A 22,496-nucleotide genomic window follows, 5' to 3' on the forward strand; every position below is an offset into this window, starting at 1 on the left:
TTACAGTTCCACTTCGGCGATGGCGGACATGCCGGGCACCAGGCGGCCGCCGAGCGCTTTCACGTCTTCCGGCTTGAAGGTGACCTTGACCGGCACGCGCTGCACGATCTTGGTGAAGTTGCCGGTGGCGTTATCGGCCGGCAGCAGCGCGAACTGGGCGCCGGAGGCGGGCGCGAAGCTGTCCACTCGGCCCACCAGGACCTTGCCCGGCATGGCGTCGATGGTGACATGCACCGGCTGGCCCACTTTCAGTTCGGCCAGCTGGGTTTCCTTGAAGTTGGCGGTGACCCAGACGTTGTCCTGCACGATGGCGGTCAGCTGCTGGCCCGGCTGCACGCGCTGGCCCACTTCCAGCGAGCGCTTGCCGATGCGGCCGTCCACCGGCGCCAGGATGCGGTTGTAGGCCAGCTGCTGGCGGGCGTCCTTGAGCTGCACGCGCAGCACGTTCACTTGCGCCTTCAGCACGTCGCGCGCGGCGGTGGCGGCGGTGGTCTGGGCCTTGGCGGCGGCGGCGCTGTCCTTGCGCGCGGCCAGGTCGGCGGTGGCGCTGGAGCGGCCGGCGTTGGCGGCGTCCAGTTCGGCTTTCGAGACGGCTTTCATCTGGCTGTTGTACAGCTGGCCGTAGCGCTCGGCGTCCTGCCGGGCGCGCAGCAGCTGCGCTTCGGACTGCGCCACCTGCGCGGCGGCGGCCGACGCCTGCGCGTGCACTTGCGCGATCTGCGCTTCGGCCTGCAGCACCTGCTGCTCGGCGGTGGCGATCTGCGCTTCGATCTGCTCCACCTTCACGTGCTGGTCGAACGGGTCCAGCTCGGCGATCACGTCGCCCTGCTTCACCACCTGGTTGTCCTCGATCAGCACCTTGGTCACCACGCCGGAAATGCGGGCCGACACCGGGTGCACATGGCCGGCCACGTAGGCGTTTTCGGTTTCGACGAAGTGATGGCTGCGGTACCACATGCGGGCGCCGGCGCCGATGGCCGCCAGGGCGATCAGGCCGGCAATGACGAGCACGCGGCGGTTTGGCGCGGCGGCCGGGGCGGCCGGCTGCGCGGGTTGGCCGGGCGCGGCGCTCAGCATTTTTTGCTCTGCTTGGTTGGACATGTGGTGCTCCGGAATAATGAAATGGGATAGGAGCATTATTCGGCAACTCCAGCGTCAAGTCAAGAAATGAAACGATTGCATTTCATTTTATTTGGGACTACAGTCCCCATCTGTTAAGATGCCGATTAATTAGACAGCAAGCCGCCATGACGTCCGCCAGTCCAGAAAAGTTGCCCTTATTGCCAGAAGTCACGTTCTTCGGCGTGTCCCACTGCCCTGCCAAGACGGCCGGCCGGCCGCGCGCATCCGAAGCCGAGGCGCGCACCCAGGATCTGATGGAGACCGCCGCCCGCCTGTTCCTGGACAAGGGGTACAACAAGGTCAGCCTGGAAATGATCGCCAAGCAGGCGCGCGTGGCGGTGCGCACCATTTACGTGAAGTTCGGCGGCAAGGCCGGGCTGTTTACGGCCATCATCAACGCCGGCTGCGAGCACTTCTTCGCCACCATGCACGACATGGAAACGTCGGTGCGGCCGCTGCGCGAAGTGCTGCTGGACTTTGGCCTGCGCTTCGGCCAGCTGGTGGCCTCGCCGCAGGTGCTGGCGGTGCACCGCATGGTGATCGCCGAATCGATCTCCAACCCGGAACTGGCGCAGGCCTTCTTCGACGCGGGGCCGCGCCAGACCCGCGAGGCGCTGCAGCGCTTCTTCGCCCGCCCGGACATCCGCAGCCAGCTGCGCGAGGACATGCAGCCCGAAACGCTGACCGTGCATCTGCTGAACTGCATCATGGGCGACCAGCTGAAACGCTACCTGTTCGTCATCAACGCCACCGCGCCCATGCCGGACGTGCGCCAGCAGGTGGAACTGGGCGTGGAGCTGTTCCTCGGCGGCGCGCTGCGCAGGCCGGACTGAGTCCCAGCCGACGAGCTTGTGTGCGCTGGCGCACTGAGCAAATACCTCATCCGGAGCATGCTGTGCCTTTCAATGAGGAGGTTGTATGAGCAAGTTCTCTCGGCTCGAGTGGAGCAGACAAATCGCCGCGCTGAATGAGCGCATCAAGGGCTTCCAGGCGAACCCCAGCAAAGAACAACTGGACGCGGCCATCGACGAATTGCGCGCCTACGCCGAGGCTGCGCGGGCGGGCGGCATCGAGATTCCTTCGCGCTTCATAGCCAGCTAAGCGCGCAGCACACCAGCGCCCCTGAGGGCGGCACCCAACCGGGAGTTCCTCCCGGTTTTTTTACGCCCTCCACTAGGCGCTGCCGCGCGCTTTGCCGTAAGCTAAGCCCTTGCGCACAACCTTTCCCGAGCCGACGTGGCACCACCCGACACCGACACCATCGCGCAACTGCTGTCCATCTACCGCCCGCAAGCGCTGGCGGCGCTGCTGCGCACCTTCCGCGACCTGGACCTGGCGCTGGGCGCCTGGCAGGACGCGGCCATGCGCGCGCGCCTGCTATGGCCGGGCAACGGCCTGCCGGGCGATCCGCTGGCATGGCTGGTGGCCTGCGGCCGCAATGCCGGCCTGGCGCCGGTGGGCGTGCAGGGCCGGGGGCTGTCCGATCCCGACTACGTGGCCGACAGCGTGGACGCCAACGCCGGCATCCAGCGCAACACGGACTTCATTCCCTTCCGCGACGACACGCTGCGCCTGCTCTACATCTGCGCCAATCCGGGCTTGCCGCCGTCCTACCAGATCGCGCTGCTGCTGCACGCGGTGTGCGGCCTGAGCGTGCAGCAGATTGCGCACGCCTTCCTGATACGCCAACCGGCCATGGAGCAGCGCATTGCGCGCGCCAAGCGCCGCGTGGCCGAAACCGGCACCTCGTTCGAGCAGCCGGCGGCGCACGAGCGCGCGGAGCGGCTGACGACGGTGCTGGCCATGGTCTACCTGCTGTTCAGCGAGGGCTACGCGTCGAGCAGCGGGCGGCAGTACATCCGCATGGAGCTGTGCGAGGAGGCGATCCGCCTGGCGCGGCTGCTGGCGCGCATGTTCCCGCACGACGGCGGCACCCTCGGCTTGGCGGCGCTGCTGATGCTGCAGCACGCGCGCGCCGGGGCGCGGGTCGACGCCAAGGGCGCCCTGATCCTGCTGGACGACCAGGACCGGCGGCGCTGGAACCAGGCGCTGATCGGCGAGGCGCTGCCGATGGTGGACACGGCGCTGCATTGCCGCGAACTGACGCCGTACCAGATCCAGGCGGCGGTGGCGGCGGTGCACGCGCAGGCGGACAACGCCGCCGACACCGACTGGGCCGAGATCGACCGCCTGTACGCGGTGCTGCAAGTGGTGCACCCCTCCCCCATCGTGACCCTGAACCGGGCGGTGGCGGTGGACAAACTGCGCGGGCCGACGGCGGCGCTGGTGCTGATCGAGCCGCTGGCGGCGGAATTATCCGGCTACGCGTATTATTTCAGCGTACGCGGCATGCTGCTCAAGCGCCTGGGCCGCAACAGCGACGCGCAGGCGGCCATGCTGCGCGCGCGTGAACTGGTCAACAGCGCGCCGGTCGCCAGCCATATTGATATGACGCTGAACTTGTTGTGACGGAGGGCTCGCGCCTTGATGCGTAGCGCAAAGTTTATTACTGTCATGCTGGCAGCCACCCTGACCGCCATGCTGCCGGGCCACGCCGCTGCCGCAGGCAGCGCCACTGCTGCCGCAGCGGCCGTGGTGACCGAGCACGTGCGGGCCGAACTGCTGGCGCACGCGCCGCAGGGCGTGCAGCCCGGCAAGCCGCTGTGGCTGGGCTTGGCCATCGCGCATCAGCCGCACTGGCACACCTACTGGAAGAATCCGGGCGACTCGGGCTTGCCGACCACGCTGGCATGGACGCTGCCGGCCGGTTTCGCGGCGGGCGAGATCGCGTGGCCGACGCCGCAGCATTTGCCGCTTGGCCCGCTGCTCAACTACGGCTACGAAGGCCGGGTGCTGCTGCCGGTGCCGGTGACTGTTCCCGCCGGCTATACGGGCAAGACACTGGACGTCAAACTGCACGCGGAATGGCTGGTGTGCAAGGAGATCTGCCTGCCCGAATCGGGCGACTTTCACATCACCATTCCCACCGCCGCCCCCGTCACCGCGCACCAGGCGCTGTTCGACGCCGCGCGCGCCGCCGCGCCGGCGGCCGTACCCCAGGCCAGCGCCAGCGCCCGCGTCGACGGCAATGCGCTGGCCATGGAAATTCGCGGCCTGCCCGCCGCCGCGCAAGGCCAGCCGCTGCGCCTGATGGTGGAAGACGTGGGCGTGATCGACTACGCCGCCAAAGTGGACCAGCGCTGGGCGGGCGGCGTGCTCGCGCTGCGCGTGCCGCTGTCGGCGCAGCGCAGCGAAAGCCCGGCCGCGCTGCAAGTGGTGCTGAAAGCGTCCGGCCAGCCCGCAGGATGGGCGCTGCCGGTCGCCATCGCCGGTGGCTGGCCCTCCCCTGGCGCCCCTGGTGCGGCCGGCGCGGCGGCGGCCTCCCCAGCGCGTGCCGGCGGCACGGGCACGGGCGCAGCGACAGACGACGCGGGCACGGCCGGCACAGGGGCCACGCCGAACGGCTCAGCGCGCGCCACAGTCCCGGCATCGGCCGGCAGCGCCCCCGCCTTCCTGCTCACGCTATTGTTCGCCTTCATCGGCGGCGCCATCCTGAACCTGATGCCCTGCGTGTTCCCGGTGCTGTCGCTCAAGCTGGTCAGCCTGGCGCAGCACGCCAGCGAACGCAAACAGGCGCGCAATCAGGCGATCGCCGGCGGCATTGCCTATACTGCCGGAGTGGTGCTGTCGTTCGCCGCGCTGGCCGGCCTGCTGCTGGCCCTGCGCGCGGGCGGCGAGCAGCTGGGCTGGGGCTTCCAGCTGCAGTCGCCGTTGGTGGTATTCCTGCTGGCTGCGCTGTTCACGCTGATCGGCCTGAACCTGGCCGGCGTATTCGAATTCGGCACCATGCTGCCCAGCGCGCTGGCCAGCTTCCGCGCCCGCAACCGCCTGCTGGACGACGCCTTGAGCGGCGCGCTGGCGGTCGCGGTGGCATCGCCCTGCACGGCGCCCTTCATGGGCGCCGCCATGGGCGCGGCGCTGACCGAGTCCGCCCCCAAGGCGCTGGCCATCTTCGTGGTGCTGGGCCTCGGCATGGCAGCGCCCTACCTGGCGGCATCCTGCTGGCCCGGCCTGGCGCGCATGTTGCCGAAACCGGGCGCGTGGATGCAGCGCTTCAAGGTGCTGATGGCCTTCCCCATGTTCGCCACCGTGGTGTGGCTGGCCTGGGTGCTGGGCCAGCAGACCGGCATCGACGGCATGACCGCCGCGCTGGCCATGCTGGTGGCGCTGGCCTTCGCCGCCTGGACGCTGGGCACGCCGGTGCGCCGGCGCCGCTCGCGCGTGCTGCTGGGAGGCGCCGGCCTGCTGACGCTGGCGGCCACAGTCGGCACCGCGGGTCCCTTGCTCGCCGGCGGCGATGGCGGCAGCGCGGCGACCGGTGCGAAGAACGCATCCCAGGCAGGCGCGCGCTGGTCCGCCTGGTCCGAAACGGCGGTGGCGCAGGCGCGCGCGGCGGGCAAGCCGGTGTTCGTCGACTTCACCGCCGCGTGGTGCGTCACCTGCCAGTTCAACAAGCGGGCGACATTGGCGGACGCCCGCCTGCTGGCGGACTTCGACGCCAGAAACGTGGTGCTGCTGCGCGCAGACTGGACCCGCCGCGATCCGGCCATCACGCAGCAATTGGCCCGGCTGGGCCGCAACGGGGTGCCGGTGTACGCGCTGTACGCCCCCGGCGACGCCCCGCCGCAGTTGCTGTCCGAACTGCTGACGGTGGAACAAGTAAGGACGGCATTGAACCAACTCTGACCTGAAAGGAAATCAAATGAAAACTCTGATGTTGACGGCAGCACTGGTGGCAGGTTTGACGGGCAGCGCGCAGGCCATGGCGCAAGCGGTGGTGGGCCAGCCGGCCCCGGTCTTCACCGGCGTGGACACGGCGGGCAAGCAGGTGTCGCTGAGCAGCCTGAAAGGCAAATACGTGGTGCTCGAATGGGTCAATCCCGACTGCCCCTTCGTGCAAAAGCACTACAACAGCGGCAATATGCAAAACACGCAAAAGCACGCTGCCGGCAAGGAGGTGGTGTGGCTGTCGGTGAGCACCAGCGCCGCGCCGGACGGCGATCCGAAAGCGGCGGCGTCGCTGTCCAGCTGGGCCAAGGAGAAAAAGGCCACGGCCAACGCCATCCTGGTCGACAGCGGCAAGATCGGCCGCGCCTATGGCGCGCGCACCACGCCGCATATGTACCTGATCGACCCGGCCGGCAAGCTGGTCTACGCCGGCGCCATCGACAGCAAGCCGAGCGCCAATGCGGCCGACATTCCCACCGCCAGCAACTACGTGGTGCAGGCCATCGACGAGGCCACGGCGGGCAAGCCAGTCAGCAAACCGGTGACCCAGCCCTACGGCTGCTCGGTGAAATACGGCTAAGCAGCCACACCTTCAGTCTCCAGGCGGCGCCGGTGCGCGCCGCCGCTCGACTAATACGCCGATTCGTGGCAGGATGCCCACTCGTTTAAATTAATCCCTGGGACATCCATGACCACCCCTACCTCCGACGAACAATTCTGGCAGCTTGTCGACGCCTTCATCAGCCTGGCCAACGACAAGGCCCAGACCCTGGACCGCAACACCATCGGCCCGGCCATCCTGTTCGCGGCAACCCGCTTCAACGCCTACATGCTGGCTGTCTCGACCGGCAACCAGGAAGCCTTCGCCCAGCAGAAGGACGCTGCCATCCAGTACTACAAGGAGCAGCACGAGAAGATGCTGAACGATAACTTCGGCGACTTCGAAGTGAATTTCGAGAAATACCGCACCCAGTAATTGCGCCTCCGCCCGGCCTACTCCTGCGCCGGGCGCGCCTCCAGCCCCGAGATATCCTTCATCAGGGCGATCAGCCGCTTGGCCCCCAGGCCGAGCGGTTTGTCATTCAGCCACACCACATCCACCCACAGCCGCACCTGGTTGCTCATGTGCTCGAAGCCGATGCCGAGCAGCTCGCCCGCCTCCACCAGCGGCGCCGCCAGCCGTTTCGGCAGATACGCCCAGCCCAGTCCCGCCTGCACCAGTCCCAGCGTGGCCAGGTGGCTGTCGGTGCGCCACACCTTGCGCGAGATCAGGATGCGCTCGTCCTGCGCCTGCGTGTCGCGGCTGGCGATGGCGATCTGGCGGATATCGACCAGGTCTTCCCAGCGGAAGCTGCCGTTGCGTCCGCGCGCCTGCGGATGCTGCGGCGAGATCACCGCCACCAGCACCTCGCTGCCCAACTCCTGGAAATCCTCGCGCTCGTCCACCCGCTGGCGTTCGTAGATCAGCGCCAGCTGGGCCTCGCCCTGGTGCAGCATGCGCAGCGCGTCCGCCTGCGGCGCCGAACGCACCTCCACCTCCAGCGACGGAAACTCCTCGGCCAGCCGCGCCAGCGGATGGCTCCACGGCGCCGACAGCAGTTCCGGCGCAATCGCCAGCGTCAGGCGCTGCTCCAGCCCACGGTGCAGCGACAAGGCGTGCGCCTGCAGGCGGCGCAGCTGGCCGGCCATCTGGCGCGCCTCCGCCTCCAGCGCGCGCGCCATCTCGGTCGGGCGGGCGTTGCGCGAGCTGCGCTCGAACAGCTGCAGATCGAGCTCCGCTTCCAGCTGCGCCACCGCCATGCTGACGGCCGACGGCACCCGGCCCAGCGCGCGCGCCGCCGCCGAGAAGGAACCGTGATCGAGCACGGCGAGGAAGATGGCGACGTTGTCGCTGGAGAAAGCCATATCGGCATGCTGTCAGAAAAACTGATAGCTGTCGACTTTTTCAATCAAAAAAACATCGCTACCATGGCGCCATTGAATCAAACCGGAAATGCCATGCAAGGAATCAAACGAAAAGTCGTCTACGTGTCGTTGTTTGAACTGATCGCCGTCGGCCTCACCAGCAGCGCGCTGATGCTGCTGGGCGGGCATGACGCCGGCCACGCGGGGGTAGCCGCCGTGGGCTCGTCGCTGACGGCGGTGGTGTGGAACCTGATCTACAACTCGCTGTTCGAAGCGTGGGAAGCGCGCCAGGCCACGCGCGGCCGCAGCGTAGCGCGCCGGGTGGCGCACGCGCTGGGCTTCGAAGGCGGCCTGGTGCTGGTGCTGGTGCCGCTGTTCGCCTGGTGGCTGAACATGTCGCTGTGGGACGCCTTCGTGCTGGACCTGGGGCTGGTGATTTTCTTCATGGTCTATACCTTCATCTTCAGCTGGACCTTCGACCGCGTGTTCGGCCTGCCCGCCTCGGCGATGGCGTAAAAAAACCCGCCGTGGCGGGTTTTTCGGTTGCTGCCTGGCGTTTGCTGCTTAGCGCTTGCGCGGTGGCGGCAGGTCGGTGCAGACGCCTTCGTACACTTCGGCGGCCATGCCGATCGACTCGCCCAGGGTCGGGTGCGGGTGGATCGTTTTGCCGATGTCGGTGCCGTCGCAGCCCATTTCGATGGCCAGCGCGATTTCGCCGATCATGTCGCCGGCGTGCGTGCCGACGATGGTGCCGCCGATGATGCGGTGCGTTTCAGCGTCGAACAGCAGCTTGGTGAAGCCTTCTGCGCGGCCATTGGCCACGGCGCGGCCGCTCGCTGCCCAAGGGAAGTGGCCCTTCTCGACCTTGATGCCCTTGGCTTTCGCTTCGTCTTCGGTGATGCCGGCCCATGCCACTTCCGGATCGGTGTAGGCCACCGATGGAATCACCTTCACGTCGAAGTGCGACTTCTGGCCCGCTGCCGCTTCTGCGGCAACGTGGCCTTCATGCACCGCCTTGTGCGCCAGCATCGGCTGGCCCACCAGGTCGCCGATGGCAAAGATGTTGGGCACGTTGGTGCGCATCTGGCTGTCCACGTTGATGAAGCCGCGGTCGGTGACGATCACGCCGGCTTTGTCGGCGGCAATCTTCTTGCCGTTCGGGCTGCGGCCAACTGCCACCAGCACCATGTCGTAGACCTGCGGGGCTGGCGCGGTGGCGCCGGCTTCCGCCGCTTCGAATGTGACCTTGATGCCTTCCGGCAGGGCCTCGACCGCGACCGTCTTGGTCTTGGTCATGATGTTGTCGAAGCGCTTCTCGTTGAACTTCTGCCAGACTTTGACCGCGTCGCGGTCCGCGCCCTGCATCAGGCCGTCCATCATTTCGACCACGTCGATGCGCGCGCCGAAGGTGGAGTAGACGGTAGCCATTTCCAGGCCGATGATGCCGCCGCCGATGACCAGCATGCGTTTCGGGATCTGGCGCAGTTCCAGCGCGCCGGTCGAGTCGACGATGCGCGGATCTTCGGGCACGAACGGCAGCTTCACGACCGCCGAACCGGCGGCGATGATGGCTTGCTTGAACTGCACCACTTTCTTGCTGCCGTCTTTGGCGGTGACTTCGATGTGGTTCGCGCTCAGGAACTGGCCGACGCCGGTGACGACTTGCGTCTTGCGGGCTTTGGCCATGCCGGCCAGGCCGCCGGTCATGTTCTTGATGACGCCTTCCTTGTAGGCGCGTACCTGGTCGATGTCGATGGTCGGCTTGGCGAAGGTGACGCCGGTCTTGGACATGTGCGCGGTTTCGTCGATCACCGATGCCACGTGCAGCAGCGCTTTCGACGGGATGCAGCCCACGTTCAGGCACACGCCGCCCAGCGTTTCATAACGCTCGACGATCACCGTGTTCATGCCCAGGTCCGCAGCGCGGAAGGCAGCCGAGTAGCCGCCAGGGCCGCCGCCCAGCACCATCATGTCGCAGTCGATGTCGACCTGGCCGGCGTAGGTCGCTCCGACAGGAGCGACGCCGGCCGGAGCAACTGGCGCGGCTGGCGCCGGAGCCGCTGCCGCGGCCGGTGCCGGAGCCGCGGCCGCAGGCGCCGCAGCAGGTGCAGGTGCGGCAGCGGCTGCGCCGGCGGCTTCCTCAACCACCAGCAGCACAACGCCTTCCTTCACTTTGTCGCCGAGCTTGACCTTCAGCTCCTTGACCTCGCCGGCGTGCGACGAAGGCACTTCCATGCTGGCCTTGTCCGATTCGACGGTGATCAGCGACTGGTCGACCTTGATCGTATCGCCGACCTTGACCATCACTTCAATCACTTCAACTTCGGCGAAGTCGCCGATGTTGGGGACTTTGACTTCCACTGTGCTCATAGTCACTCCTTACAGCAGAATTTTGCGCATGTCGCCGAGCACTTCGCTCAGGTACACGGAGAAGCGGGCACCCATCGCGCCGTCGACCACGCGGTGGTCGTAGGACAGCGACGTACCCATCATCAGGCGCGGCTGGAAGGCTTTGCCGTCCCACACAGGCTTGATCGACGCTTTGGACAGGCCCAGGATGGCCACTTCCGGCGCGTTCACGATAGGCGTGAAGTGCGTGCCGCCAATGCCGCCCAGCGAGGAGATGGTGAAGGTGGCGCCTTGCATGTCGGTCGGTTTCAGCTTGCCTTCGCGCGCTTGCAGCGACAGTTCGGTCATTTCGCGGGCGATCTGCGAAACGGACTTCTGGTCGGCGTTCTTCACAACCGGTACCACCAGGCCGTTCGGCGTGTCGGCTGCGAAGCCGATGTTGTAGTACTTCTTCAGGATCAGGTTTTCGCCGTTTGCGTCCAGCGAGGCGTTGAAGGTCGGGAATTTCTTCAGCGCGGCGACCGATGCCTTGATCACGAAGGCCAGCATGGTGAGCTTGGCGGCGTCCTTGTTCTTGGCGTTGGCGTTGTTGGTCTCGACGCGGAATGCTTCCAGGTCGGTGATGTCCGCGTCGTCGAACTGCGTGACGTGCGGGATCTGTACCCAGTTGCGGTGCAGGTTGGGACCGGAGATCTTCTTGATGCGCGACAGCGGCAGCAGTTCGGTTTCGCCGAATTTGCTGAAGTCCAGCGACGGCCATGCCAGCACGTTGAAGTTGCCGCCGCCCGAGGAAGCGGGCGATGCGGCGCCTGCGGGCGCGGCCACCGCGCCGGCCATCACGCCCTTGACGAAGTTCTGCACGTCCTGCTGGGTGATGCGGCCTTTCGGACCGCTGCCCGGCACTTTGCCCAGGTCCACGCCCAGTTCGCGGGCGAACTTGCGGATCGATGGCGATGCGTGCGCCAGCTTGCCGGTGGTGACCGAGCCTTGCGATGCCGGGGCTGCGGCAGCAGGAGCTGCTGCAGGGGCAGCGGCAGCCGGGGCGGCTGCGGCGGCTGCCGGTGCTGCGGCGGCTGGAGCGGCGGCGGCAGCAGGAGCAGCGGCGCCGCCCGAAGCTTCCACCACCAGCACGACCGTGCCCATAGCAACCTTGTCGCCCAGCTTGACTTTGACTTCCTTGACCACGCCGGCGTGCGACGATGGAATCTCCATGCTGGCCTTGTCCGATTCAACGGTCAGCAGCGACTGGTCCACCTTGATGGTGTCGCCAACCTTAACCATCACTTCGATGACTTCCACTTCCTTGAAGTCGCCGATGTCCGGCACTTTGACTTCGACGGGGCCGGAGGCGGCAGCCGGCGCTGCGGCCGGAGCCGGCGCGGCCGGGGCAGCGGCGGCCGGAGCGGCGGCAGCAGGGGCAGCAGCAGCCGGCGCGGCAGCAGGAGCTGCGGCGGCGCCGTCGGCTTCCAGCAACAGCAGCAGCGAACCTTCGGCAACCTTGTCGCCTACCTTGACCTTGATTTCCTTGACCACGCCGGCGGCGCTCGAAGGAATCTCCATGCTGGCCTTGTCCGATTCAACGGTGATCAGCGACTGGTCTACCTTGATGGTGTCGCCGACTTTGATCATCAGCTCGATGATTTCAACTTCCTTGAAATCGCCGATATCCGGGACTTTAACTTCCACAATGCTCATAGCGTTTGCTCCGTATTCTATTTATTGGGTCACCGGATTTGGCTTGTTCGGGTTCAGGCCGTACTTGACGACTGCCTGTTCAACCACGGACGCCTCGATCTTGCCTTCTTCAGCCAGCGATTTCAGCGCAGCGACCGTGATGTAGTAACGGTTCACTTCGAAGAACTCGCGCAGCGCGGCGCGGGTGTCCGAGCGGCCGAAACCGTCGGTGCCCAGCACGCGGTAGGTGCGGTCTTTCGGGATGAAGGCGCGGATCTGTTCGGCGAAGGCGCGCATGTAGTCGGTGGTCGCCACGATAGGACCGGTGGTGTCCTTCATCAGCTGCGCCACGTACGGCACGCGCGGCTCCTTGGTCGGGTTGACCAGGTTCCAGCGTTCGGCGTCCTGGCCGTCGCGGGCCACCAGCGTCAGCGATGGAGCGGACCACACGTCGGCGCCGATGTTCCAGTCGTTCTTCAGCAGCTCTTGTGCGAACAGCGATTCGCGCAGGATGGTGCCGGAGCCGATCAGCTGCACGCGCTGCTTCAGCGACTTGTCGCCTTCCTGCAGCAGATACATACCCTTCAGGATGCCCTCTTCCTGGCCCGGCTTGATGCCAGGGTGCGGGTAGTTCTCGTTCATGATGGTGATGTAGTAGAACACATCTTCCTGGTTTTCCACCATGCGGCGCAGGCCGTCCTGGATGATCACTGCCACTTCGTGGCCGAAGGTCGGATCGTACGGCATGCAGTTCGGCACAGCGGCGGCGAACAGGTGGCTATGGCCGTCTTCGTGCTGCAGGCCTTCGCCGTTCAGCGTGGTGCGGCCGGCGGTGCCGCCCATCAGGAAGCCACGGGCGCGCATGTCGGCGGCGGCCCATACCAGGTCGCCAATACGCTGCATGCCGAACATCGAGTAGTACGTGTAGAACGGGATCATCACGCGGTTGTTGGTCGAGTACGAGGTCGCAGCGGCGATCCACGAGCTCATGCCGCCGGCTTCGTTGATACCCTCTTGCAGGATCTGGCCGGCCTTGTCTTCGCGGTAGTACATCACCTGGTCCTTGTCGACCGGCTCGTACAACTGGCCCTGCTGGTTGAAGATGCCGACCTGGCGGAACAGGCCTTCCATACCGAAGGTGCGCGATTCGTCGACCAGGATAGGCACGATGCGCGGGCCGATGCTGGCGTCCTTCAGCAGCGTGGTCAGGATACGCACGAAGGTCTGGGTGCTCGACACTTCGCGGCCTTCGGCGGTCGCGTCCAGCACGTTCTGGAACGCCGACAGCGGCGGCACGGTCAGCTTCTCGTCCGCTTGCATGCGGCGCTGCGGCAGGTAGCCGCCCAGCGCGGCGCGGCGCTCGTGCAGGTACTTGATTTCAGGCGCGTCGTCAGCCGGCTTGTAGAACGGGATGTCGGCCAGCTGGTCGTCCGGGATAGGGATCGAGTAGCGGTCGCGCATTTCGCGCACGGCTTCGTCGGTCAGCTTCTTGGTGTTGTGCGCCGTGTTGCGCGCCTCGCCGTGCTTGCCCATGCCGAAGCCCTTGATGGTCTTCACCAGCAGGACGGTAGGCTGGCCCTGGTGTTCCTGCGCCACTTTGAAGGCGGCATAAATCTTGTGCGGATCGTGGCCGCCGCGGGTCAGGCGCCAGATGTCGTCGTCGGTCATGTTGGCGACCATTTCCAGCAGCTTCGGATGCTTGCCGAAGAAGTGCTTGCGCACGTAGGCGCCGTCTTTTGCCTTGTAGTTCTGGTATTCGCCGTCGACGGTTTCCATCATCACTTTTTGCAGGATGCCTTCCTTGTCCTGCTTCAGCAGGGCATCCCAGCCCGGGCCCCAGATGACCTTGACCACGTTCCAGCCGGCGCCGCGGAAGTCCGCTTCCAGTTCCTGGATGATCTTGCCGTTGCCGCGTACAGGGCCGTCCAGGCGCTGCAGGTTGCAGTTGACCACGATGACCAGGTTGTCCAGTTTTTCACGGGCGGCCATGCCGATGGCGCCCAGCGATTCCGGTTCGTCCATCTCGCCGTCGCCGCAGAAGGCCCAGACCTTGCGGCCGGTGGTGTCGGCGATGGAGCGGGCGTGCAGGTATTTCAGGAAGCGCGCCTGGTAGATCGCCATCAGAGGGCCCAGGCCCATCGACACGGTCGGGAACTGCCAGAAATTCGGCATCAGTTTCGGATGCGGATACGACGACAGACCCTTGCCGTCGACTTCGCGGCGGTAATGGGTCAGTTGTTCTTCGGTCAGGCGGCCTTCCAGGAAGGCGCGGGCGTACACGCCCGGCGAGGAGTGGCCCTGGATGTACAGCAGGTCGCCGCCGTGGGTGTCGCTTGGCGCTTTCCAGAAGTGGTTGAAGCCGATGCCCAGCATGTTGGCCAGCGAGGCGAACGAGGACAGGTGGCCGCCCAGGTCGCCGTCCACGCGGTTGGCCTTGACCACCATGGCCATGGCGTTCCAGCGCATCCACGAACGCAGCTTCTCTTCGTATTCCAGATTGCCCGGGCAGTGCTGCTCCAGGTGGGCGGGGATGGTGTTGACGTAGGCGGTGTTGGCCGAGAACGGGATGTCCGAGCCGCTTTGGCGGGCCAGGTCGATCAACCGTTCCATCAGATAGTGCGCGCGGTCCGGGCCTTCATTTTCCAGGACGGCTTGTAGCGCCTCCAGCCATTCTTTGGTTTCTTGCTTATCAGAATCGTTGGCCGTGAGTGCCGTGACCTGGTCAAGTTGAGGTGCCATGCGGTGAGTCTCCTAGTGTGAATGCCCGGATCGCTATCGGACGGTGCGTCGTGATTATTTACTAAGACTTCGGATTAGTGTGAAGATTCTAACAGCGATTTTCCGATTTTTCAAATTACGATAAAACGTTTCATATTATGGAATGTACGTATTTTCCTCGCTGCGGGGCGGGGTCGCGGAGTGCGCTCCGGCCTTATAATTCTGGTTTTCCTTCCCACCTCTCCAAAACCATGTCTGCTCAACTGATCGACGGTATCGCCCTCTCCCAAAAACTGCGCGCGGAAATCGCGGAACGCGCCGCCAAGCTCACCGCCCAGGGCAAACAGCCCGGCCTGGCCGTGATCCTGGTCGGCGAAGACCCGGCCTCGCAGGTCTACGTGCGCAACAAAGTGAAAGCCTGCGGCGACGTTGGCTTCCATTCGGTGCTGGAGAAGTACGAGGCCGACCTGAGCGAAGCGGCCCTGCTGGAGCGCATCGCCGCGCTGAACGAAGACCCGGCCATCCACGGCATCCTGGTGCAGATGCCGCTGCCCAAGCACATCAACCCGCACAAGGTGATCGAAGCCATCTCCACTTCGAAGGACGTGGACGGCTACTCGGTGCTGAGCGCCGGCGAGCTGATGACCGGCCTGGAAGGCTTCCGCCCGTGCACGCCGTACGGCTGCATGAAGCTGATCGAGTCCACCGGCGTGGACCTGCGCGGCAAGCACGCTGTCGTGATCGGCCGCAGCAACACGGTTGGCAAGCCGATGGCGCTGCTGCTCTTGCAAGCGAACGCCACCGTCACCATCTGCCACAGTGCCACCCCGGACCTGGGCCTGTACACCCGCCAGGCCGACGTGGTGGTGGCCGCAGTCGGACGCCGCAACACGCTCACCGCTGATATGGTGAAGCCGGGCGCCATCGTGATCGACGTGGGTATGAACCGCGACGACGCGGGCAAACTGTGCGGCGACGTGGATTTCGCCAACATCAAGGAAGTGGCGTCGCACATCACGCCGGTACCGGGCGGCGTGGGTCCGATGACCATCACCATGCTGTTGATGAACACCATCGAGTCGGCCGAGCGTAAATAAACCAGCCTTCACGGCCACATTGGACAGACTATGACTACTGACGCAACGAACACCGACGTAAGCCAAAACCCCCTGCTGGACTTCTCCGGCCTGCCGCGTTTCGACGCCATCAAGGCAGAGCACGTGACGCCGGCCATCGACCACCTGCTGGAAAAGAGCTACGCCGTGGTCGCGTCGCTGGAAGCGCCGACGGACGAGGTAACTTGGGACAACTTCGTGGCGCCGCTGGAAGACGCCTCGGAGTTGCTGGGCCGTGCTTGGGGCGTGGTCAGCCATCTGAACAATGTGGTCGATACGCCCGAGCTGCGCGCGGCCTACAACGAGAACCAGCCGAAGATGACCGAGTTCGGCACCGCCGTGGCGCAGAACGAGGCGCTGTTCGCCAAGTACAAGCTGCTGCGCGCCGGCGCCGCGTTCGACGCGCTGGAGCCGGCCCGCAAGCGCATCATCGACAACGCCATCCGCGACTTCCGCATGGGCGGCGCGGAATTGCCGGCCGAACAGAAGGAGCGCTTCGCCGCCATCCAGGAAGAACACGCGGCGGTCTCGACGCGCTTCTCGGAAAACGTGCTGGACGCCACCAACGACTATAAATTGACGGTCGAGGACGAGGCCGACCTGGCCGGCCTGCCGGACGACGTGAAGCAGGCCGCCAGGGCGCTGGCCGAAAAAGAGGGCAAGGCCGGCTGGATGTTTTCGCTGCACTTCCCTTCCTACTACCCGATCCTGCAATTCGCCGACAAGCGCGAACTGCGCGAAACCGTCTACCGCGCCAACGCCACCAAGGCTTCCGAGCTGGGCGACGCGTTCAGCAAGCGCGAGGACTGGGACAACACGCAAAACATCGTCACCCTGCTGAAGCTGCGCGACGAGGAAGCCAAGCTGCTGGGCTACAAGAACTTCGCCGAAGTGTCGCTGGTGCCGAAGATGGCGAAAGACCCCGAGCAGGTGATCGCCTTCCTGGAAGACCTGGCGCGCCGCGCGCGGCCGTTCGCCGAGCAGGACTTCGCCGAGCTGAGCACCTACGCCAGGGACGAGCTGGGCATAGACCGGCTGCAAGCCTGGGACATCCCCTACGCGTCCGAAAAACTGCAGGAAGCCCGCTACGCCTTCTCGGCCCAGGAAGTGAAGCAGTACTTCCCCGAGCACAAGGTGGTGGACGGCCTGTTCCGCCTGATTTCCTCGCTGTTCTCCGTCACCATCGCGCCGGATGACGCGCCTGCGTGGCACAAGGATGTGCGCTTCTTCCGCATCGAGCGCGACGGCAAGCTGGTGGGCCAGTTCTACCTGGACCTGTACGCGCGCGCCGGCAAGAGCGGCGGCGCCTGGATGGACGACGCGCGCGGCCGCCGCCTGGGCGCGAACGGCCAGCTGCAAACGCCGGTCGCCTATCTGACCTGTAACTTCACCGAACCTGCCGTCATCGACGGCAAAGTGCAGCCATCGCTGTTTACGCACGATGAAGTGATCACGCTGTTCCACGAGTTCGGCCACGGCCTGCACCACATGCTGACGCAGGTGAACGAGCTGGGCGTGTCCGGCATTTCCGGCGTGGAGTGGGACGCGGTGGAGCTGCCGTCGCAGTTCATGGAAAACTTCTGCTGGGAATGGGAAGTGCTGAGCCACATGACGGCCCACGTGAGCACCGGCGAGGCGCTGCCGCGCGCGCTGTACGACAAGATGCTGGCCGCCAAGAACTTCCAGTCCGGCATGCAGACCCTGCGCCAGGTGGAATTCTCGCTGCTGGACATGCACCTGCACTACGACTTTGCGCCAGACGGCGAAAAGTCCGTGCAGCAGGTGATCGACGAGGTGCGCGCGCGCTTCGCCATCGTCATCCCGCCGGCGTTCAACCGCTTCCAGAATTCCTTCGGCCATATCTTTGCCGGCGGCTACGCGGCGGGCTACTATAGCTACAAGTGGGCCGAAGTGCTTTCCGCCGACGCCTACGCCGCCTTCGAGGAAGCGCAGGCGCTGGGCGAGGACGCGGTGTCGGAAACCGGCAAGCGGTACCTGCGCGAGATCCTGTCGGTTGGCGGTTCGCGCCCGGCGCTGGAATCGTTCACGGCCTTCCGCGGCCGCGAACCGAGCATCGACGCACTGCTGCGCCATAGTGGTATGGCGGCATGACGGCATAAGGAGAGAGAGCATGAAAGCGCGGCTGGCAGCGGGATGGACATTGGCGTTGCTGATGTGCGCGGGCGCCGCCAGCGCGCAGGTGTACAAGTGGAAGGACGCCAAGGGCGTCATCCACTACAGCGACACGCCGCCGCCCGCCAACGCCGTGCCGCTGAAGTCCTTCAGCACCGCGCCCAGCCAGCCGGCGCTGCCGGCGGAACTGGCCGCCGCCGCGCGCAGCCGCCCGGTGACCCTGTACACCACCGCCAACTGCGGCGGCTGCGACCAGGGCCGCACCCTGCTGCAGGCGCGCGGCATCCCCTACACCGAGAAAACCGTCAACAGCGTGGAAGACCACGAAGCGCTGAAGCGCGCGGGCAGCGTTGGCCAGCTGCCGCTGCTGCTGGTCGGGCGCGGCAAGCAAATCGGCTTTGAAGCCGAAACCTGGGGCACGCTGCTGTCCGAGGCCGGCTACCCGGCCCAGCCCATGCTGCCGGCAGGCTACAGCAATCCGGCGCCGGTGGCTGCCGCGCCGCCGCCAGGCCCGAGCGAGCAGGAGCGCGAATTGGCTGCCTCAAAAGCTGCTGCCGAGCAAGTGCAACGTGAACGACGTTTGCCGCCGATCAACGCTGCGCCGGATTTCCGGTTCTAACGCTGCGCTACGGTTAAAATGCTGGACCGACATTCGTATTGCCAGTCCAGCCATGACCCGTATCGACTTCCACACCAACGTTCCAGACAAGATCGCCTACGCCTGCCGCCTGGTGCGCAAGGCCTATGCCGCGCGCAACCGCGTCGTGCTGATGACCGACGATATGGAGCAGTTGGCCGATCTTGACGAGGCGTTGTGGGGATTTTCCGGCGCCGACTTCCTGCCGCACGTGCTCAGCAACGACCCGCTGGCGCCGGAAACGCCGATCGTGCTGGCCTGCAGCGACGACGCGGAATTGCCGCACAGCGACCTGCTGGTCAACCTGTCGCGCCGCACGCCGGCCATCTTCCCGCGCTTCCAGCGCGTGATCGAGGTAGTGTCGTCCGAGGAGACCGACGCGGCGGCCGGACGCAAGCGCTACGTGTCGTACAAACAGCAGGAATACCAACCCACCCACTTCGTCGCCAACAAATCATGAGCCCAGCCCGTCCCGCCCATCCGTTTGATGCGTCCATTCCCGTCCTGACCGAAGTGCTGGACGACGAGCCGGCGGCGGCCGCAACGGAGCCGCCGGCCCCTGCCGCAGCGCCGCAGCCCACCGAATGGGAGGTGCTGGAGCGCCAGCTGTCCGAGCGCATCCTGCAGCAATTGCAGGCGCGCGTGGACTTCGTGCTGGAGCAGCGCATCAAGGACAGCATGGAAGAAGTGCTGAGCCATGCCCTGCGCGGCCTGACCGCCGAGATCCGCAGCGGCCTGCACGATACGCTGTCCAAGATCGTCACCCGCGCCGTGGCGCAGGAGCTGACGCACCTGCAGGCGCAGAAAAAATAGTATCAATTTAGTCAAATTGCACAAATCCATTGCTTCCTGCTTTGCGTAGCCGATAATTTGTTGTACCTTCTCGTGCAGCAGAACCAGAAGTGGCGTTCATGAGACGCTGCCGTTACTAATCCATCGGAGAATGTTCATGCAGTTCAACACCAAGTTGATTCCATTTGCCATCGCAATGGCTTTCGCAGGCAGCGCAGGCGCACAGGAAATTATCAAGATCGGCCACGTCGGCCCAGTCTCCGGTCCCTCGTCCCACCTCGGCAAGGACAATGAAAACGGCGCCCGCATGGCGATCGAGGACTTGAACGCAAAGAACCCGCAGATCAACGGCAAGCCGGTGAAATTCGTGCTGCAGGCCGAAGACGACGCCAGCGATCCGAAGCAAGGCACCACCGTGGCGCAGAAGCTGGTCGACGCCCACGTCAACGGCGTGGTCGGCCACCTGAACTCCGGCACCTCCATCCCCGCTTCCAAGATCTACTCGGACGCCGGCATTCCGCAGGTGTCGCCAGCCACCACCCAGACCAAATACACCCAGCAGGGCTTCAAGACCACCTTCCGCATCGTCGCCAACGACGCCAAGCTGGGCGGCACGCTGGGCGCCTACGCCGTGAACAAGCTGGGCGCGAAGAAGATTGCCGTGATCGACGACCGCACCGCCTACGGCCAGGGCGTGAAGGACGAGTTCGTTAAAGGCGCGACCAAGGCCAAGCCTGGCGTGCAGATCGTCGCCAAGGAATTCACCAACGACAAGGCCACCGACTTCAACGCCATCCTGACCTCCATCAAGGCCAAGAACCCGGACCTGGTGTTCTTCGGCGGCATGGACTCCGTGGGCGGCCCGCTGCTGCGCCAGATGAAGGCGCTGGGCATCAACGCCAAGTACATGGGCGGCGACGGCCTGTGCACCGACGCGCTGCCGCGCCTGTCCGGCGACAACGCGCCGGAAAGCGTGGTCACCTGCGCCGAAGCCGGCGGTGTCGGCCCTGAACTGCAGAAGAACATGGACGACTTCCGCGCCCGCTACAAGAAGAAATACAACCAGGAAGTCCAGCTGTACGCGCCGTACGTGTACGACTCGGTGATGCTGATGGCGCAAGCCATGATGGACGCCAAATCGGCCGATCCGGCGAAATACCTGCCTTACCTGGCCAACATCAAGTACCAGGGCGTGACCGGCCTGATTTCCTTCGATTCGAAGGGCGACATCAAGGACGGTTCGCTGACCCTGTTCACCTACAAGAACGGCGTAAAAACCAAAACGGAAGTAATCAAATAAGCTTTCTTCCGAATTTTGTCCTGAATAATCGGCGATAAATCGGCGATAATTGCCATAGGCCGTCCAGCGCTGGACGGCCTTTTTTCATTTTAAGGAACGCACAATGCAAACAAAGTACATCGCTGCGGCGCTCGCGCTGGCATTTACCGGCGGCATGCCGGTCGTAGCAGCGGCCCAGGAAGTCGTCAAGATCGGCCACGTAGCCGCCACCTCCGGCCCGTCGGCCCACCTGGGCAAGGAAGACGAAAACGGCGCCCGCATGGCGGTGGAGGATTTGAACGCCAAAGGCTTCAAGATCAACGGCAAAGCCGTCAAGTTCGTGCTGCTGGCGGAAGACGACGCGGGCGACCCGAAACAGGGCACGGCCGCCGCCCAGAAGCTGGTGGACGCCAAGATCAACGGCATCATCGGCCACCAGAACTCCGGCACCTCGATCCCGGCCTCGAAAATCTATTACGACGCCGGCATCGCCCAGATTTCGGCCTCGGCCACCAGCCCGGTGTACACGCGCCAGGGCTTCAACACCGCCTTCCGCATTGTCGCCAACGACAACAAGCTGGGCGGCACGCTGGGCCGCTACGCGGTGCAGAAGCTGGGCGCCAAGCGCATCGCCGTGATCGACGACCGCACCGCCTACGGCCAGGGCGTGGCCGGCGAGTTCATCAAGGGTGCCAAGGGCGCGCAGATCGTCGCCAAGGAATTCACCACCGACCGCGCCAGCGACTTCACCGCCATCCTGACCTCGATCCGCGCCAAGAACCCGGACCTGGTGTTCTTCGGCGGCATGGACGGCATCGCCGGCGCGCTGCTGCGCCAGATGAAGGCGCTGGGCATCAAGGCCCACTTCATGGGCGGCGACGGCGTGTGCACCGAAGCGCTGCCGAAACTGTCGGGCGGCGCGGACGGCATCGTCACCTGCGCCGAAGCGGGCGGCATCCAGCCCGACCAGCGCAAGGCGCTGGACGAGTTCTCGGCCCGCTACAAGGCCAAGTACAACTCGGAAGTGCAGATCTACGCGCCGTACGCCTACGACGCCGTGATGGCGATGACGGCCGCGATGGCCGAAGCGAAGTCGGCCGACCCTGCCAAGTACCTGCCCTTCCTGGCGAAGATCAAGTACCAGGGCATTACCGGCCCGATCAGCTTCGACAAGTATGGCGACATCAACAACGGCGCGCTCACGCTGTACGGCTACAAGGACGGCAAGCGCCAGCTGATCGAAGTAGTCAGGTAACTGCTTCGGCAATAAAAAAGGAGCCTCGGCTCCTTTTTTTACATCATTTCTGGGTCAGTATCCATTTCACCAGGGTCTTGGCTTCCGCCTCGCTCACCTGTGGATTGGCTGGCATCGGGATCGCGCCCCACACGCCGGAACCGCCCTTCACCACTTTACCTGCCAGTTTGGCTTCGGCGTCCTTCTGGCCGGCGTACTTCGCCGCCACGTCCTTGAACGCAGGACCGACTAGCTTGTTTGCTACCGCGTGGCAAGCCATGCAATTCTTGGCCTTGGCCAGGTCAGCGTTCGCCATTGCGGATTGCGTTGCGAAAGCCGATACGGCCACCATACCCAACATCAGAAATCGTTTCATCGTTTTCTCCATAGTAACTACATTCATTCTAACGCCTTTCCACAACGCTGGCATGATAGCCCGGGTTGACGGCCCCCACAATATCACCCCCGGTATAGGCGTTTCTTTTGTAAGATGATGTAAAGGAGAATTTCCATGCCGCTGATTTTGCTGATACTGGCCCTGTGCGGGCTGCGCTACTTCGAAGTGTGGCGCTTTGCCGAGGTGTCCTGGTGGTGGATCGTCGGCCTGATGGTGTTCGCTTTCGCCTGGTTCGAGGTGCTGGAACCGATGCTGGGCCTGGACAAGCGCAAGGCCCACAACGTGGACGAGCAGCGCCGCAAGGACCGCGTGAAGCAGAGTTTTGACAAGAAGAAATAAAAAAAGGAGGATCC

21 protein-coding genes are annotated in these 22,496 nt (G+C 65.0%); 15 read left to right on the top strand and 6 right to left on the bottom strand.

From position 1 onward, the window contains the following. Entirely contained in the window at nt 1–1,101 is a 1,101-nt protein-coding gene (locus tag AC56DV_RS02405; protein ID WP_496312703.1) for an HlyD family secretion protein, read from the bottom strand. Between the two features lie 179 nt (nt 1,102–1,280). On the opposite strand from AC56DV_RS02405, the gene AC56DV_RS02410 reads away from it, so the two are divergent. The 6 genes from AC56DV_RS02410 (at nt 1,281) to AC56DV_RS02435 (ending at nt 6,886) form a co-directional block, all read left to right on the top strand. Beyond that, the gene (locus tag AC56DV_RS02410; RefSeq protein WP_496312704.1) at nt 1,281–1,955 is read left to right on the top strand and encodes a TetR/AcrR family transcriptional regulator; all 675 of its coding nucleotides are present in this window, start codon (nt 1,281–1,283) and stop codon (nt 1,953–1,955) included. Nucleotides 1,956–2,040: 85 nt separating this feature from the next. Next, nucleotides 2,041–2,223 (top strand): hypothetical protein, encoded by a 183-nt coding sequence (locus tag AC56DV_RS02415; protein WP_496312705.1) that lies wholly within the window; start codon nt 2,041–2,043, stop codon nt 2,221–2,223. Nucleotides 2,224–2,358: 135 nt separating this feature from the next. Beyond that, nucleotides 2,359–3,591, top strand: coding sequence for an RNA polymerase sigma factor (locus AC56DV_RS02420; RefSeq protein WP_496312706.1), 1,233 nt, complete (start codon nt 2,359–2,361; stop codon nt 3,589–3,591). A gap of 45 nt (nt 3,592–3,636) precedes the next feature. After that, a complete protein-coding gene (locus AC56DV_RS02425) occupies nt 3,637–5,868 on the top strand; it encodes a protein-disulfide reductase DsbD family protein (protein ID WP_496312707.1) in 2,232 nt (743 codons plus the stop codon). A 16-nt stretch (nt 5,869–5,884) separates the two neighbouring features. Further along, on the top strand, nt 5,885–6,490 hold the full coding sequence (locus tag AC56DV_RS02430; RefSeq protein WP_496312708.1) for a redoxin domain-containing protein: 606 nt from the start codon (nt 5,885–5,887) through the stop codon (nt 6,488–6,490). 108 nt (nt 6,491–6,598) lie between these two features. After that, nucleotides 6,599–6,886 (top strand): DUF3144 domain-containing protein, encoded by a 288-nt coding sequence (locus tag AC56DV_RS02435; RefSeq protein WP_496312709.1) that lies wholly within the window; start codon nt 6,599–6,601, stop codon nt 6,884–6,886. 17 nt (nt 6,887–6,903) lie between these two features. On the opposite strand, the gene AC56DV_RS02440 is transcribed toward AC56DV_RS02435, so the two are convergent. After that, entirely contained in the window at nt 6,904–7,815 is a 912-nt protein-coding gene (locus AC56DV_RS02440; RefSeq protein WP_496312710.1) for a LysR family transcriptional regulator, read from the bottom strand. Nucleotides 7,816–7,908: 93 nt separating this feature from the next. Between AC56DV_RS02440 and AC56DV_RS02445 the strand changes: the two genes are divergently transcribed. Then, nucleotides 7,909–8,331 (top strand): PACE efflux transporter, encoded by a 423-nt coding sequence (locus tag AC56DV_RS02445; RefSeq protein ID WP_496312711.1) that lies wholly within the window; start codon nt 7,909–7,911, stop codon nt 8,329–8,331. A 48-nt stretch (nt 8,332–8,379) separates the two neighbouring features. Here AC56DV_RS02445 and lpdA read toward each other — a convergent pair whose 3' ends face one another. The 3 genes from lpdA to aceE are packed head-to-tail and all read right to left on the bottom strand — an operon-like array spanning nt 8,380 to nt 14,577. Next, nucleotides 8,380–10,185: a dihydrolipoyl dehydrogenase gene (gene lpdA, locus AC56DV_RS02450; protein WP_496312712.1), complete on the bottom strand. Its 1,806-nt coding sequence runs from the start codon at nt 10,183–10,185 to the stop codon at nt 8,380–8,382. Between the two features lie 9 nt (nt 10,186–10,194). Beyond that, nucleotides 10,195–11,859 carry a dihydrolipoyllysine-residue acetyltransferase gene (gene aceF, locus AC56DV_RS02455; RefSeq protein ID WP_496312713.1) on the bottom strand — a complete coding sequence of 555 codons (1,665 nt, stop codon included), beginning with the start codon at nt 11,857–11,859 and terminating at the stop codon, nt 10,195–10,197. A 21-nt stretch (nt 11,860–11,880) separates the two neighbouring features. Next, nucleotides 11,881–14,577, bottom strand: a complete 2,697-nt coding sequence (gene aceE / locus AC56DV_RS02460) for a pyruvate dehydrogenase (acetyl-transferring), homodimeric type (protein WP_496312714.1) — start codon at nt 14,575–14,577, stop codon at nt 11,881–11,883. 230 nt (nt 14,578–14,807) lie between these two features. Between aceE and folD the strand changes: the two genes are divergently transcribed. The 7 genes from folD to AC56DV_RS02495 all read left to right on the top strand — a co-directional run bounded on the left by folD (nt 14,808) and on the right by AC56DV_RS02495 (nt 21,767). Then, complete coding sequence (gene folD / locus AC56DV_RS02465) at nt 14,808–15,653, top strand: bifunctional methylenetetrahydrofolate dehydrogenase/methenyltetrahydrofolate cyclohydrolase FolD (RefSeq protein WP_496312715.1); 846 nt, start codon at nt 14,808–14,810, stop codon at nt 15,651–15,653. 30 nt (nt 15,654–15,683) lie between these two features. Further along, nucleotides 15,684–17,783 carry a M3 family metallopeptidase gene (locus tag AC56DV_RS02470; RefSeq protein WP_496312716.1) on the top strand — a complete coding sequence of 700 codons (2,100 nt, stop codon included), beginning with the start codon at nt 15,684–15,686 and terminating at the stop codon, nt 17,781–17,783. 19 nt (nt 17,784–17,802) lie between these two features. Beyond that, nucleotides 17,803–18,423: a glutaredoxin family protein gene (locus tag AC56DV_RS02475; protein ID WP_496312717.1), complete on the top strand. Its 621-nt coding sequence runs from the start codon at nt 17,803–17,805 to the stop codon at nt 18,421–18,423. Between the two features lie 52 nt (nt 18,424–18,475). Then, nucleotides 18,476–18,901, top strand: coding sequence for a DNA polymerase III subunit chi (locus tag AC56DV_RS02480; RefSeq protein WP_496312718.1), 426 nt, complete (start codon nt 18,476–18,478; stop codon nt 18,899–18,901). Then, the gene (locus AC56DV_RS02485) at nt 18,898–19,254 is read left to right on the top strand and encodes a DUF2486 family protein (protein WP_496312719.1); all 357 of its coding nucleotides are present in this window, start codon (nt 18,898–18,900) and stop codon (nt 19,252–19,254) included. The genes AC56DV_RS02480 and AC56DV_RS02485 overlap by 4 nt, the downstream gene beginning before the upstream one ends. Before the next feature lie 136 nt (nt 19,255–19,390). After that, nucleotides 19,391–20,533, top strand: coding sequence for a branched-chain amino acid ABC transporter substrate-binding protein (locus tag AC56DV_RS02490; RefSeq protein ID WP_496312720.1), 1,143 nt, complete (start codon nt 19,391–19,393; stop codon nt 20,531–20,533). Between the two features lie 103 nt (nt 20,534–20,636). After that, a complete protein-coding gene (locus tag AC56DV_RS02495) occupies nt 20,637–21,767 on the top strand; it encodes a branched-chain amino acid ABC transporter substrate-binding protein (RefSeq protein ID WP_496312721.1) in 1,131 nt (376 codons plus the stop codon). A gap of 43 nt (nt 21,768–21,810) precedes the next feature. Here the strand turns inward: AC56DV_RS02495 and AC56DV_RS02500 are convergent, their stop codons facing one another. Then, on the bottom strand, nt 21,811–22,122 hold the full coding sequence (locus tag AC56DV_RS02500) for a c-type cytochrome (RefSeq protein ID WP_496312722.1): 312 nt from the start codon (nt 22,120–22,122) through the stop codon (nt 21,811–21,813). Nucleotides 22,123–22,257: 135 nt separating this feature from the next. Between AC56DV_RS02500 and AC56DV_RS02505 the strand changes: the two genes are divergently transcribed. Continuing rightward, a complete protein-coding gene (locus tag AC56DV_RS02505) occupies nt 22,258–22,482 on the top strand; it encodes a TIGR04438 family Trp-rich protein (RefSeq protein ID WP_057157398.1) in 225 nt (74 codons plus the stop codon). The last annotated feature ends 14 nt before the right edge of the window (nt 22,483–22,496 follow it).

It is taken from the genome of Massilia sp. BGA-UO-ETr-WB1 (assembly GCF_059567845.1).

Excerpts from the sequence above, each read along its gene's own strand:
- AC56DV_RS02405 (WP_496312703.1), bottom strand. The coding sequence starts at position 1,101 with ATGTCCAACCAAGCAGAGCAAAAAATGCTGAGCGCCGCGCCCGGCCAA.
- AC56DV_RS02415 (WP_496312705.1), top strand. The coding sequence starts at position 2,041 with ATGAGCAAGTTCTCTCGGCTCGAGTGGAGCAGACAAATCGCCGCGCTG.
- AC56DV_RS02425 (WP_496312707.1), top strand. The coding sequence starts at position 3,637 with ATGCTGGCAGCCACCCTGACCGCCATGCTGCCGGGCCACGCCGCTGCC.
- AC56DV_RS02430 (WP_496312708.1), top strand. The coding sequence starts at position 5,885 with ATGAAAACTCTGATGTTGACGGCAGCACTGGTGGCAGGTTTGACGGGC.
- AC56DV_RS02435 (WP_496312709.1), top strand. The coding sequence starts at position 6,599 with ATGACCACCCCTACCTCCGACGAACAATTCTGGCAGCTTGTCGACGCC.
- AC56DV_RS02440 (WP_496312710.1), bottom strand. The coding sequence starts at position 7,815 with ATGGCTTTCTCCAGCGACAACGTCGCCATCTTCCTCGCCGTGCTCGAT.
- AC56DV_RS02445 (WP_496312711.1), top strand. The coding sequence starts at position 7,909 with ATGCAAGGAATCAAACGAAAAGTCGTCTACGTGTCGTTGTTTGAACTG.
- lpdA (WP_496312712.1), bottom strand. The coding sequence starts at position 10,185 with ATGAGCACAGTGGAAGTCAAAGTCCCCAACATCGGCGACTTCGCCGAA.
- aceF (WP_496312713.1), bottom strand. The coding sequence starts at position 11,859 with ATGAGCATTGTGGAAGTTAAAGTCCCGGATATCGGCGATTTCAAGGAA.
- aceE (WP_496312714.1), bottom strand. The coding sequence starts at position 14,577 with ATGGCACCTCAACTTGACCAGGTCACGGCACTCACGGCCAACGATTCT.
- folD (WP_496312715.1), top strand. The coding sequence starts at position 14,808 with ATGTCTGCTCAACTGATCGACGGTATCGCCCTCTCCCAAAAACTGCGC.
- AC56DV_RS02470 (WP_496312716.1), top strand. The coding sequence starts at position 15,684 with ATGACTACTGACGCAACGAACACCGACGTAAGCCAAAACCCCCTGCTG.
- AC56DV_RS02475 (WP_496312717.1), top strand. The coding sequence starts at position 17,803 with ATGAAAGCGCGGCTGGCAGCGGGATGGACATTGGCGTTGCTGATGTGC.
- AC56DV_RS02480 (WP_496312718.1), top strand. The coding sequence starts at position 18,476 with ATGACCCGTATCGACTTCCACACCAACGTTCCAGACAAGATCGCCTAC.
- AC56DV_RS02485 (WP_496312719.1), top strand. The coding sequence starts at position 18,898 with ATGAGCCCAGCCCGTCCCGCCCATCCGTTTGATGCGTCCATTCCCGTC.
- AC56DV_RS02490 (WP_496312720.1), top strand. The coding sequence starts at position 19,391 with ATGCAGTTCAACACCAAGTTGATTCCATTTGCCATCGCAATGGCTTTC.
- AC56DV_RS02495 (WP_496312721.1), top strand. The coding sequence starts at position 20,637 with ATGCAAACAAAGTACATCGCTGCGGCGCTCGCGCTGGCATTTACCGGC.
- AC56DV_RS02500 (WP_496312722.1), bottom strand. The coding sequence starts at position 22,122 with ATGAAACGATTTCTGATGTTGGGTATGGTGGCCGTATCGGCTTTCGCA.
- AC56DV_RS02505 (WP_057157398.1), top strand. The coding sequence starts at position 22,258 with ATGCCGCTGATTTTGCTGATACTGGCCCTGTGCGGGCTGCGCTACTTC.